Here is a 13,007-nt window from a genome sequence, read left to right as displayed (position 1 = left end):
TATGAGAAAAAACCTCTTTTCCCTCTGTGATCTCTGTGGCAAAAAAAGATGAGTACAATCCTGATTTTTGCGGAACTAACCATCCGAGAGAGCCAGCGGCGTAAAGTGCTGTGGTTGGCCCTGCTCCTGGCTATTAGCTTCCTCACCATTTTTGGCTTGGGACTACACCTCATTTATCGTGAAATCGAACAGATTGGCGTGGCTGTAGAGGAAATTGAAATTGGGTTAGGCGTCCTCTTCTCCTCTGGTCTGTACGTCATCAACTTTTTGGTCGTGGTGATGGGGGTGTTGATTTCGGTAACGGCCGTTTCTGGCGAAATTGATACCCACACGATTGAAGCCCTCGTCACCAAGCCAGTGCGCCGCTGGGAAGTTATTCTAGGCAAATGGCTGGGCTTTGCGGCCATCCTCATCGTTTACATTTTGCTGCTGGCTGGCGGACTCATCAGCATCTACCGTTGGCGCACCGGGTTTGCTGTGCCAAACATCCCCGCTGGACTGGGCCTGATGCTGCTCCAGGGTTTGCTGGTGCTATCGCTGACGCTGCTGGGCGGCACGCGACTTTCCACCCTGGCCAACGGCGTGCTGGCCTTTATGCTAGTGGGCATCGCCTTCATTGGCGGCTGGGTCGAGCAAATTGGCAGCTTATTACAGAATGAAACGGCCGTAGACATCGGCATATTCACCAGCTTAATCATGCCCACCGAAATTTTGTGGAAGCAGGCACTCTCCCTGCTGCAACCCCGTGTAACCAGTTCCCCCTTTGCCGCCGGGCCATTTGTAGTGCTCTCCCAGCCCTCTGATTTGATGATTTGGTATGCCGGAGTGTATACGGCCGTCTTGCTGCTGCTAAGCCTGGTGAGCTTCACCCGGCGCGATTTATAGGCAAACCATCCCGCGTAACGTCACCTCAACAGACAGATTTTCACAATATAGTTGAACAAGCAGCAAGAGTTATGCTTCTTTCTTTGGCGGGAGCCTCTATAGAAAGACGACCTGATGTGACCAAAAACTATATCAACGGTATTATAGGCAAACTATAGAAACTGTATTGAAAACGAATGGTGACTTCTCTGTGGTTTGCCCAAGTAGAAGCGGGAGAGATGGTTTGGCTAATTATAAAAACCCTCCCCACTTTTACAAATTGGCCAGGAAGGGACGCCATGTATTTTAGTAGTCAGGGCAATTTGAGCAGTAACGGTTTGGGCATTTTGCACGCAAATAATGGTTTGTTGGAAGAGTTAAAAAGGGCACCTGTGAATAAATTCCCGTCAATTCATGCCTTAGAAGCATGGTTGCAAAAGCACGGCATTCGCTATGATGCCTGGGGTAAAGATAGTAACAAAAGTTTGCGGAATCTGTGGCAAGAGTTAGAAGCTGGCGAGGTTCAGCTAAAAGAATCGCCACCGCTGCGGGTAGTGGAAGTGGTGCAAATCATCATCGGGCACAATAACCAAATTTTGGTCGAAGCAGAGCAAGAGTTTGTAAATGGCCAGCGTCGTTTCAGGAACCAACCCCCCTCGGAAAAAGTGAAGCCGGGTGAATCCATTCAGGATGCAGCCCACCGCTGTCTGGAGGAAGAGCTTGGTTTAGATCCAGAAGCAATCAGGCTGGATTTAACCAGTCATCGGCAGCATCAAACCAACACAACCTCAATCTCATACCCAGGGTTGCCCTCACAGTACAATTTTCACCTGTTGGAAGCGGCCGTTTCTGGGCTACCAGAAGGCGAATTTTGGCGGGAAAACAAGACGGAAGGCACGGTGGACCCTGTGCGGCGGCATCGGTGGGCGTGGCGTCCCAAAGAATCGGTCAAATTTATTGCTGATCCGTAGCAGCATCTTCACGTTGTAGCATAGCACTAACGGATAACCCCGATTGCACCAATCCCCACAGTGCCAAGCCAATCATCCACACCATCTCCAGAATGTGCAGCAGCACGGCATAGGCGGTAAGTGCAATCTCATCAAAACCCACCGCCGCAAGCGGCACCACCACCGACGCATGGAAGATGCCTGGCTGCGTCGGAGCCGAGGGTGGCGACAACGCCAACGCTCCCAACGAGACAGCCAGCCGCTCGTCTGGCGGGAAGCCCTCTCCCAATGCCAGCAGCGTCACGTAGAAGAACCCCCAGAAGCAGACCCAGGCCAGCAGCGAGCTACCCATCACAATAGCGAGTTGTTTGGGGTCGGAAACGGCCGTTAAATTATCCAGCAGGTCCGTCAACGTACGTCGGGCACCAGCTTCCGTAATGCGCGGCAATTTAGCAAGCCGAACAGGCCACCTTACCAACACCTGCTCTTGCCGCCGCACCAACCACTGAATAGCTGCAAATGCCCCCACCAGCACCGCCACACCACCCAAAATCGAACTTGGCGACAGCTCAATGCCTGCACCTACGGCAATGGCCGCCACCAAAGCCAACAGCCGCATGAGCTGCTCAAACAGCCGCTCCACCACAAAACTGGAAGTAGCCTCCGTGTAAGAAACGGCCTCGCTACGACCCAGCACCACAATGCGCATCGCCTCGCCCGCACGCGCAGGCACGATGATGTTCCCCGCATGGCCAATGTTGCTGGCATGAAAGGTTTGCAACAGGGTGGGTTTATTGCCAAGCAGCAATCGCCAGCGCATGGCGTAAAAGAGTAAACCCAAAATTAGGAGTATCGAAGCGAGGAGGAGATGTGTGGGAACGGCCGTTCGTAAAACCTCCCCTACCGCCTGCAAATCTACAAACCAGACAAACAGGGCCACGATGGCACCAATGACCACCAACAGCCCCACAATTTGCCAAATTTGCTTCCGATCCATTTATTAATTTTCGATTTTAGATTAATGAACTACTCTGCCGCAAGCAGCGGAGTATTGCCTGCGTCAACCTCACCTCGCGTTGGCTGTAAGCACTAGGCGGCAATTCCATCAGTTACTGATTTCTTTTGCGCGACAACAAACGTGTAAGGGCACGGTACGCCACCTGTGTATCCAATTAGCTCCTCAGTAGAGACTATTTGGAAGCCTGCTTGCCCCAATTTCGCCAATATCTCACTCGTTGAGTATGCAAAATGCGTAACTGCGCCACTCTTCATCCGTCTAGGGGCAGCAGGATTATCTAGCTCAAAACGTTGAAAACTAGCATAAAGGTGACTGTTTTCCGTACAAACCCTTGCGGCCTCTCTTAGACAGAAATCAACATCATTTACAAACTCGAGGCACCCAAGGGCAATTGCCATTCCGTAGCTATTTGGCTCACTAAATGTTAGGGCTGCGTCAAGGCTTTGGTGATGAAGGTACTCATAAAGATTCGCCTTTTGAGCTTCAGCAATCATCTTTTCAGAAATATCGACACCTGTTGCAACAATTGAAGGATTGATTTTGTTCAAATTTGCAATGTTAATCCCATTTGCACAACCCAAATCCAATATCCTCAACCCGCTAGTTTGAAAGTCTGCCTGTAAATTCTCTAGCAGCCACTGGGGGCCGATGTAGTTAGTGCGTTCTACCGAATCCAAATAAGTCTCGGCAACACCATCATACAAAGCCCGTACCATCTCATCTTTATTGCTCATACCAAATCACGTTACTCAATGAAATCCAAAATTGCGCGAGGAGAAATTACTATGGATTCATACGGTTGAGTGTGCGAGGGAACGGGCTGGTTTGGCGAATATGGTCGATGCCGCAAATCCAGGCCACCGTGCGCTCCAAACCCAGGCCAAAGCCACTATGTGGCACGCTGCCAAAGTTACGCAAATCCACATACCATTGGTAATGTTCCAGCGGCAGTTCATGTTTTTCAATAGCGGCAATCAGCAAGTCCGGATCGCTCATCCGCTCGCTGCCGCCGATGATTTCGCCGTACCCTTCCGGGGCCAGCAAGTCTACACTTTTGCACACCTCTGGCCGACCGGGCCATGGCTCCATGTAAAATGCCTTTACTTGCGTGGGATAGCCATACACAAAAACTGGCTTATCAAACTGTTTGGTCAGCTCCGTCTCATGTGGCGAGCCAAAATCATCCCCCCATTCGATGGCCAGCAGCTCTTGCAGCTCCGGATCATCAGTCGCTTCACGGATGGCGTTAATGCGCTCAATCGCCTCATCGTAGCTAATGCGCGGGAACGGTGCGGTCATATTTTCTAGCGTAGTCAAATCACGCTCCAACAGTTCCAGCTCTGGCCGCCGTTGGCTCAGCGTGGTTTGCACAATGTATTCCACAAATCGCTCCTCAAAATCCATCAGGTCATCGAGGTCGAAGAAGGCCATCTCTGGCTCTACCATCCAAAATTCGGTTAAATGGCGGCGCGTTTTGGACTTTTCGGCACGGAAGGTGGGACCAAAGCAGTATACTTTGCCAAAAGCCATGATGTTGGCCTCGTTGTACAGCTGGCCGGTCTGAGCCAGGTACGCTTTTTCATCGAAGTAACCAAGTTCAAACAGGGTGCTGGTGCCTTCCGCTGCCGCTGGCGTGATGATGGGGGTATCAATGTTGAGGAAGCCTTCGTTGTCTAAAAAGTCGATGATGGCCCGCTTGATAGTGGTGCGGATGCGCATAATGGCCCACTGCTGGCTAGAGCGCAGCCAGAGGTGGCGATTGTCCATCAGAAACTCCACACCGTGATCTTTGGGGGTGATAGGATAATCGGCAACGTTTTGCACAACTTCCAGTTGCTCCACGCCAATTTCGTACCCACGTGGCAATCCCGGTGCACGGTTATTTTCGCGCACAGTTCCCGTGATCATGACGGAAGATTCCTGTCCCAATCGTTTAAGTTCTTCAAACAGCTCATCGCCAACTTCGGGACGAAAAGCGACGCCCTGGGTCATGCCACTACCGTCACGCAGGCGCAGAAACATGAGCTTACCTTTGCGGGTGCTGTTGTACAGCCATCCCTTAATTGTCACTTTTTGGTCAACGTAATCAGCTATATTTTCAATGGAAATGTGTGGTGCCATGTTTTTCTCCAGTTAATTTTTAGCAGCGCGGATTGTACCACAGTTGGCATTTGAGATGGGTGATTTGTGCAACGGATACGGCCGTTCCCACGTAAACAGTAACATGTCCAAGCGTTGGTAAACTTTGGAGGGCAGAGCGAATGAAACCAGATTCAAAAAAACCGAAAGAAGATAAAACGGCCGTAGGCATTGCTATTGGCGTTCTGTTAGGCATCGCTCTAGGGTCTGGCCTTGGTGTTGCCTTGGGGAATTTTGCTGTTGGCATTGGTGCAGGCGTTGCCATCGGAGCCGCCCTTGGGTTGGCCTTTACCTCACAACCTGAGACCTAGACATCCTTCACATTTTCCCGGAAACTGCTCTGTAGTACATTCGCGTTCACACAGTTTCTGGGAAAATTCTACTGCATCAATTCTTCAGCAAACTGCACAATTCCCTGCGCTAGCTGAATGCGATCTTCTTCTGTGAACATCATCGTGTCCAGGCAGTGCGTCTCCATCTCTAAATCGTCACAGCTCCCTGCATCCTGCACATCATAAACAAAGCCATCAATCCGCTCATCATAATACTCCGCAACGGCGCGGCTGGTGGGTTGCAAGCCCAACTCTTGCATCATCTTGGCGGCAGGCCCCTTGACCGCCTCTCCGCCCACAATGGGGCTAACCGCAATGACCGCTTTTGGTAAATCCTCCATCAAGGCGGTGATGGGATAGACGTCGAGAATAGGGTCAATGCTCACAAATGGATTGGACGGAGCAATGAGGATGAGATCGGCCGTTTCAAAAGCGCGAATGACCGAGCGGGTAGCACGTACATCTTCTGGCAACAGCACCTTGGTAACGGGCGGCTGCCATTTTTCCTGCACAAACCAGGTTTGGAAGGGATAAATAATATCGCCACTTTGAATTTGGGTGGGGGCAGGCTGGTTGCTCATGGGCAGTACGCTGACCTGGATGCCCAGTTTTTGGCAAAGGTGTTGGGTAACGGCCGTTAAAGATTCCCCAGTTCTCAATAAATGCGTTCGGGTCAGGTGCATTGCCAAATCAAGATCGCCTAGTTTGAACCAATCTGGCCCGCCTAGTATGCCTACCTCACCAATGGTGCGCCACGTTTCGCCTGCACGGCCCCAGCCCGTTTCATCATTCGCTACACCCGCCAGCCGATACATCACCGTATCCAAATCGGGGCAGATAGTCAGCCCCAAATGCTCAAAATCGTCTCCGGTATTGACGATGATGGTCACATCTTCTGGAGGCAAAATGCGGGCAACGCCGTCGGCCAACTTGGCCCCGCCAACGCCGCCTGCCAAAACCACAACTTTCATCTCTGTTCCTTAAATTTATCCGCAGATTTCGCAGATTAACACAGATTCTTTCACTGGATTCAACAAAACAAGGGCTGCATTGTATCACATGGGTACCGTGCAGCCCTGGCTAAGGAGCTTTATTTTCTCTTATGCTTTGTGGCTTTTTAGATGTGGCCGTTGGGCATCACATAGCTGGCAGCGGCTTCACCCATGATGGCTACACCATCGATCATGGCGCGCTCGTCGAAGTTAAAGCGGGGGTGGTGATGTGGGTAGTTAATCCCGGCTTCTTCGTTGCTGGCCCCAATGAAGAAGTAGCAACCTGGCACTTCATCGAGGAAAAAGCCCATATCTTCAGAGGCCATGGTGCGTTTGGCAACAATGTTTTCGGCCCCCATTATCTTGGCAGCAGCTTTGTGTACAACGGCCGTTGGCTCCGGCGCATTCACCACCGCCTGCACAATAGCAATAGTTTCCATGGTGGCCGTGCAGTTCAGGGCTTCGGCCATGCTCGTAGCCATTTCTAAAATGCGGCGGTAAATCATGCGGTGCAGATCGTTGTTATAGCTGCGTACCGTTCCCTTCATGATCGCTTTATCTGGGATGACATTGAAGGTTGTGCCTGCAGAAAGCTGCCCAATGGAGACAACAACGCTGTCTTGCGGGTTGACATTGCGGCTGACGATGCTTTGCAGGGCAGCTACAATGTGCGCTGCCGCCAAAACGGGGTCAATGGCTAGATGCGGTGCTGCCCCATGCCCCCCCTTGCCCTGCACCGTAATGGTAAACACGCTGGAGGAAGACATGCACGGCCCATTGATGACGCGTACCTTGCCGTAGGGTTCCGGCGTCCACAGGTGCATTGCCAAGGCCACATCTGGCCTGGGAGTATCTAGTACGCCATCGGCAATCATGGCAATTGCTCCACCTAACCCCTCTTCGCCAGGTTGGAAAACAAATTTTAGTGTTCCGGCTATCTTTTCTTGATAGCGAGACATAATTTTGGCCAAACCGAGACCCATCGCTGTGTGGCCGTCATGCCCGCAGGCGTGCATGACACCTTGATTTTGCGAGGCAAAGGGGAGTCCGGTTTCTTCCTGAATCGGCAAGCCATCCATATCAAACCGCAGCAAGACGGTGGGGCCGGCTTTGGAACCTTCCAAAAGCCCGACGACACCAGTTTGCCCGACGCCTGCCTGTACCTCGAACCCGTATTCATTTAGCCGCTCGGCAACGATGCCTGCGGTGCGGGTTTCTTCAAAACCGAGTTCAGGATGCTGGTGAAAATCACGACGTGTGGCAACAAGGTCGTCAAAAATGTGTTCTGCTTCTTGTTTGAAATTTGGTGCGTTCATGCGTTTACTGGTGCGTTCATGCGTTTACTACTACTTCTTTTTGGATGCCAGTTACGAAGCATTATAGCGACAAAATCTGACCATTTGGGTGGCTTTCTTTTGCTCTTTACGGGCTGTTCACAATGGTTTCACACTCTGTTTACATAGCAACGGCCGTTTTCACTATATTCGTACCTTACGCTTACGTGATCCATTACAGGAATGCCCTATAAAACAAAAAGCCCCTCCACCAGTTTCAGGTGCAAGGGGTGTAACTGTTGTCTGAAATGTTTCTAATTAAAGCAAAGCAAATGCCAATAATCCTGCAATCAGCAGTTGGGCCATGAAAACAGCCACAACAGCACGTCCAGCAGGGCTTAAACTTCTAAAATTGTGCAACATGCGTTTATCCTTTACCAATCACCAATATCGCTACACTATACGGAAATTGTGAACGGCCGTTGCAGGCAACCTTTTTAGTACCAAAACATGCAACTTTTATTTTTTTTCTTGCCAATTATCGTAAAGTTGCTCCCAAAATTCTTCATATTGTTCTTGACTTTCAAAACATCTCCGTGGGAGGTAGTAAAAACTTGAACCTACACGTATAAGTAGAAATTTTTTATACCTCTTTGCATACATGATCCCTTTCCATTTTGTCAAAGTTTCGTTGACGGCTGTTCTCTCAAATAAACCATCGTCTTTTAAAATAAATTCGTGTTCTCCTAGTATGCCAGGAATCAGACCAATTGATAAAACTGGGATAATAAGTCCAAGTGAAATAAGAACGAGCATTATTATAGTTGTGGGAATTAGAGATACAATCCCTACGGACAAAACAGTGCAAAATACACAAACATTGTCACCAGAAAGTTCCCGGGCTGAAAGAGTCAAAAAAAACATAAATGCCCAAAGGAATAATCCAGACAGCCAGACAGCTTTTGAACGAGGAATTAAGTGTAGTTGGATTAAAAAATGGTCGAGGCGCGAGTGATTTGTTGTAATTTCCAAGATAAGCCCCCTTGATGACTGGATTGACTGGAATTTCTGTCATTTTAATCGAATGAAAATGCGGAATCAAGCACGAATTGATTTGTACACCACATTGCTTGTGATACGATCTTGGGAATCTATCTGGTTTTAGCAGGAGGCATTTATGAGCGCGACGATGATTTTGCACAACGGCCGTATCCACACCCTGAACCCGCAACAGCCCACGGCAACGGCCGTTGCTATCCGTGATGGCAAAGTGCTGGCGGTGGGTTTTGATGACGAGATCAAGCCTCTGCTGGCTGCTGGCGGAGAATTGGTGAATTTGAACGGCCGTACCCTCACGCCCGGCCTCGTCGATGCCCACGTCCACTTTCAACATTTCGCCCTCAGCCTCCAGCGCGTCGATCTACGCGGTTCCAAAACCCTCGACGAAGCCCTCCAGCGAATCGCCACCAAAATCTCCAATCTCCAATCTCTAATCTCTAATTACTGGCTCCAAGGCCGGGGCTGGCGCGTCAACGACTGGGGACAAACCACCTTCCCCACCGCCGCCCACCTGGACGCCATCAACAGCGAGATTCCCATTTGCCTGCGCGATCACAGCGGCCATGCCGCCTGGGTGAACAGCCGCGCCCTGCAAATCGCCAACATCACCGCTCAAACGGCCGATCCGCCAGGGGGCCAAATTCAACGTGATGAAAACGGCCGTCCCACCGGCGTTCTGTTTGAAGATGCAATGGATTTGGTCACTCGGCACATCCCCGACACCACCACTGACCAGATTGCCGACGCCATGCGCGAAGCCCAACAATATTGCTGGCGCGTGGGGCTAACCGGGCTGCACGATTTTGACGGCCGTGCCTGCTTCATTGCCCTACAAACCCTGCTCCAAAATGGCGAACTGGGGCTGCGCGTGGTGAAAAACGTGCCGGTTTACCGGCTAGAACACGCCATCGGCGTAGGACTGCGCAGCGGCTTTGGCAATGATTGGCTGCGCATTGGCAGCGTAAAAATATTTGCCGACGGCGCACTTGGCCCCCGCACCGCCGCCATGATCGCGCCGTATGAAGGGGAACCAAACAATTATGGCATTGTCGTCACGGACAAGGAGGAGATGCTAGAAAAAGCGAGCGCAGCCAGCGCCAAAGGCCTCAGCATCACCGTCCACGCCATTGGCGACAAGGCGAACCATGATGTGCTGGATGTGTTTGAGGCGGTTAGGAAACAGGAGATTGGAGATCAGAGATTGGAGATTACTGATTCAATCTCTAATCTCCGATCAACCAATCTCCGTCATAGAATCGAGCATGTGCAGCTCATCCACCCCGCAGACCAACCTCGGTTGGCGCAGCTCAATATCATCGCTTCCATGCAGCCGATTCACGCAACTTCAGATATGGAAGCGGCCGAACGGCACTGGGGCAGCCGCACCAAAGACAGCTATGCCATTCGCACCATGCTCAACAGCGGGGCAACGGTGGTATTTGGTTCTGACGCGCCGATTGAGAAAATAGACCCGCTGCTGGGCATTCATGCGGCCGTTACCCGCCAACGCCCCGACGGCAGTCCAGGGCCAGACGGCTGGCATCCCGAACAGAAGCTGACGATGGCCGAGACGATCCACGGCTTCACCACCGCCGCCGCTATCACCTGCGGGCAAGAAGCCAGGCAAGGCAGCATCGCCCCCGGCAAGCTGGCCGACTTCACCATCTTTGGGCGAGACATCTTCGCTATCCCCCCGGATGAGCTGTTGGATGTGGAGATCAGCGGTACAGTTGTCGGCGGTGAATTTAAGCACCGTACCTTCTCGTAGCCGCGGATTCTTTCCGCGCAAAATGGCGCAGAAAGAAACTACGACTACTGGACCTGAATTGACCCTAAAATATAGCGGTCGCCATTCAAATTGCCGTCCTGGTCTGAGATGTGCAGGCGACGGCCGCTTACCATTTCGTACAGCCCCACCTCGATGAAGTAGGTGCCGGGTGGCAAATCATCGGGGATAGACATCCGGTACGGGTCGATGAAGCGTTGGCCGGGGAGCCATTTGGGAATCCACAAATGGGTTGGAGCGGAGCCACCCAGCGGCGTGTAATCCAGAAACACGTAAGGCATATTGTTGCCGTCAATAAGATGCACAAAGATAGTGTAGCTTTCTTCGGCCTTAGCCAACGCTTCCCACTCCAGCGTCACGTTCACAATGTCGCCCGGTTGGACGGTGATTAGGTTTTCAGCTGTCCAGGGAGCTGTAGCGCGGTTTCCGTTGGCGCGCGCTGTAGCACTCACCAAGCCCACCCGGTGGCGGAAGTTGGCCAGTAAATGGTCGGTTTCTGGTGGATTTTCAGCGGCGTTAACGCTAAGCACTCTCAAATCTAAGTCCAGCGCAATTTCCTCGTTTTGGCTGAGATTTTTCACGTTAAGCCGCAGCGGGTAAACGCCACCAGCCAAATCGTGCGGCAGGGCAAAGTCAAACCGCTCCACGATCACCTCGCCCGGCCACCAGTTGGGGGTGATGAGGTGGCTATCGGTGGTGAATTCGTAGCGCAAATCGCCCACGTACAAGACGGGAACGTAGAAATCCTGCGTGCCAGTGGGTGCACGCATCGCCAGGGTCAGGGGCACAAACTCTCCACCAGAGGCGTGATGTTGGGGCAATTCATACGCCACAATTTCGATGACCCCGGTTCCTTCGACTATCTCCGGAAACGGGGTCATCCCGTGGGGAACGGTTGTGTCGCCCGGTTCCACAACTTGGTAAAAAATGCTAGACGGCCGTAGCCGAAACTCAGTGCCAGCCAATGGCCCCGGCCGGAAATTGCTTAAATAAACCGGCCCTGTTGGTAAATTGGCAAAAATGGCATCCAGCCATGGGTTAGCCGTGCCCGCCGCCACCAACTGCGGCGTAACAGTTTCAGGCTCCGGCCAATTATTGTTAACATAACGTTCATACCAAAGCGGGGTCATTCGCTCCCAATCACTGAGCAATGTTGCCTCTGCTTCCTGCTCATCTGCCCAATGTTCGACCGCCTCAATTACCTGCTGCCCTTCATCATAATCCCGCAAAGAAATGCGAGGAAAATTTTGCCACACCTGCCAAATCGGGCCAGCGAGGAAGAAAAAACCTAACGCAAAGGCGCAAAGATGCAAAGAATTAGCTCCGCGTTCATCTGCGTTAATCCGCGTCCCAATTTGAAATAGCCAAAGAAGCCCCAGCCCGGCAAATAGCCCCACAATCAAAAATGGCCCAATGAGGTACGCCATGCTGTCCTGCGCACGCAGGCTGATGACGAAAGCGTAGGTGCTGAGGAAGGTGAGCGCGTAAAGCATGACTAGGTGAAGGGGTGACTGGGTGACAAGGTGAGAGGTTGTCACCTTGTCATCTCGTCTCCGGCGATTGGCAATCGCATTCACCTTGTCATAGATGGGAAATAAGAAACCAAAAAGGGCTAACAAAATAATCGGCCAGCTAAATTGCAGTCGCAGTAGGCTCCAAAAGACGCGGGCGCGGTTGGGTTGGTCTGCCAAGGTAACGTAGGGGAGCGACTCGCTAAGGCCTCGCGCCAAAATGTGATCCAAAAAGCCGTTAAGCGTATTCATCGTCGTGGGGCCAAAGCCGGGGTCCATTGGGCTGCGGATGGGAAAGTAGAGCCAGACGGACAGCCCTAGCAGGGCGAAGCCTATCATCTTGAGAGCAGTGAGCCAATTGTGCTGCGCCATTTTGAGGAGATTGGAGATTAGAGATTGGAGATTAAGTTTTGCTTTTCCAGTCTCCAATCTCCAGTCTCCAATCTCTTTCCCCCACCAAATGCTCAAAATGAAGATGGCATAGGCTGGAAAGCCAAAAACGGTAAGTGGATGGTGGGTGATACCCAGTCCGGCGGAGAGGCAGAAGGCGTAAAGTGGGGGCGACTCGCGAGTCGCCCCCACCGCCCACCAGCTTGTGAGGAAGTATAAGTTTGCGGCAAAGAAGGTGGCGGTGAGGATGTGGGGATTGGCGTGGATAGCGTGTTGCCAATGGTTTACGGCCGTTCCCACCAGCAGTGCGCCAAACAAAGCCGCCATCGTCCCCAAAAGTTCAACTTCTTGAAGAAGTTGAACTTTTTTAGCAACCGTCTGAATAATGCCAAAGACAAACCAGGCGCCGACTGTGGCAGAAACGGCCGCTAACAAATGCATCCGCCAAGCCACCGTGCCAATTGGAACGAGGATCTGGAACAGCTTGCCCAGCAGCGTAATAAGCGCATACCCTGGCGGGTGGGCAATCCCCAGCATATGGGCCACAAACGTGTACTCGCTGGGATCACCCAGCACCGGCGACTGCGCCAGGGTGAGGAGGTAAAGAGTAAGTAAAGTTATTAGTAAAAAGAGATTGGAGATTTGCAATCTGCGATTGCGAAATTGGAGGTTGATCGAGCTATTTGCTCTCC

The 13,007-nt window shown here is 51.8% G+C and carries 11 protein-coding genes; 4 read left to right on the top strand and 7 right to left on the bottom strand.

The features are described 5' to 3' along the window. Window positions 1-48: 48 nt before the first annotated feature. Window positions 49-885 (top strand): ABC transporter permease, encoded by an 837-nt coding sequence (locus ACOQPU_RS19355; RefSeq protein ID WP_420641479.1) that lies wholly within the window; start codon window positions 49-51, stop codon window positions 883-885. Window positions 886-1,163: 278 nt separating this feature from the next. Then, a complete protein-coding gene (locus ACOQPU_RS19350; protein ID WP_420641478.1) occupies window positions 1,164-1,835 on the top strand; it encodes an NUDIX hydrolase in 672 nt (223 codons plus the stop codon). Here ACOQPU_RS19350 and ACOQPU_RS19345 read toward each other — a convergent pair. The 3 genes from ACOQPU_RS19345 to asnS form a co-directional block, all read right to left on the bottom strand. Continuing rightward, window positions 1,819-2,811: a lysylphosphatidylglycerol synthase transmembrane domain-containing protein gene (locus ACOQPU_RS19345; protein ID WP_420641477.1), complete on the bottom strand. Its 993-nt coding sequence runs from the start codon at window positions 2,809-2,811 to the stop codon at window positions 1,819-1,821. The two genes, ACOQPU_RS19350 and ACOQPU_RS19345, sit on opposite strands and share 17 nt — an antisense overlap. A 92-nt stretch (window positions 2,812-2,903) precedes the next feature. Next, window positions 2,904-3,566, bottom strand: a complete 663-nt coding sequence (locus tag ACOQPU_RS19340) for a class I SAM-dependent DNA methyltransferase (RefSeq protein WP_420641476.1) — start codon at window positions 3,564-3,566, stop codon at window positions 2,904-2,906. 49 nt (window positions 3,567-3,615) lie between these two features. After that, the gene (asnS, locus tag ACOQPU_RS19335) at window positions 3,616-4,953 is read right to left on the bottom strand and encodes an asparagine--tRNA ligase (protein ID WP_420641475.1); all 1,338 of its coding nucleotides are present in this window, start codon (window positions 4,951-4,953) and stop codon (window positions 3,616-3,618) included. A gap of 140 nt (window positions 4,954-5,093) precedes the next feature. On the opposite strand from asnS, the gene ACOQPU_RS19330 reads away from it, so the two are divergent. Further along, complete coding sequence (locus ACOQPU_RS19330; RefSeq protein WP_420641474.1) at window positions 5,094-5,282, top strand: hypothetical protein; 189 nt, start codon at window positions 5,094-5,096, stop codon at window positions 5,280-5,282. Between the two features lie 68 nt (window positions 5,283-5,350). Here the strand turns inward: ACOQPU_RS19330 and cofD are convergent, their stop codons facing one another. The 3 genes from cofD to ACOQPU_RS19315 form a co-directional block, all read right to left on the bottom strand. Next, window positions 5,351-6,274, bottom strand: a complete 924-nt coding sequence (cofD, locus tag ACOQPU_RS19325; protein ID WP_420641473.1) for a 2-phospho-L-lactate transferase — start codon at window positions 6,272-6,274, stop codon at window positions 5,351-5,353. Between the two features lie 146 nt (window positions 6,275-6,420). Continuing rightward, on the bottom strand, window positions 6,421-7,611 hold the full coding sequence (locus ACOQPU_RS19320) for a M20 metallopeptidase family protein (RefSeq protein WP_420641472.1): 1,191 nt from the start codon (window positions 7,609-7,611) through the stop codon (window positions 6,421-6,423). Window positions 7,612-8,088: 477 nt separating this feature from the next. Next, window positions 8,089-8,601, bottom strand: a complete 513-nt coding sequence (locus ACOQPU_RS19315; RefSeq protein WP_420641471.1) for a YcxB family protein — start codon at window positions 8,599-8,601, stop codon at window positions 8,089-8,091. Between the two features lie 145 nt (window positions 8,602-8,746). On the opposite strand from ACOQPU_RS19315, the gene ACOQPU_RS19310 reads away from it, so the two are divergent. Next, window positions 8,747-10,396 (top strand): amidohydrolase, encoded by a 1,650-nt coding sequence (locus tag ACOQPU_RS19310; RefSeq protein ID WP_420641470.1) that lies wholly within the window; start codon window positions 8,747-8,749, stop codon window positions 10,394-10,396. A gap of 44 nt (window positions 10,397-10,440) precedes the next feature. Here the strand turns inward: ACOQPU_RS19310 and ACOQPU_RS19305 are convergent, their stop codons facing one another. Beyond that, a complete protein-coding gene (locus ACOQPU_RS19305; RefSeq protein WP_420641469.1) occupies window positions 10,441-12,963 on the bottom strand; it encodes a protein O-mannosyl-transferase family in 2,523 nt (840 codons plus the stop codon). Window positions 12,964-13,007: the final 44 nt, after the last annotated feature.

Source organism: Candidatus Leptofilum sp. (assembly GCF_965223285.1).
GTDB lineage: Bacteria > Chloroflexota > Anaerolineae > Promineifilales > Promineifilaceae > Leptofilum.
Note: the sequence above shows the minus strand (reverse complement) of the source record. Positions and strands in the feature narration are given on the sequence as shown.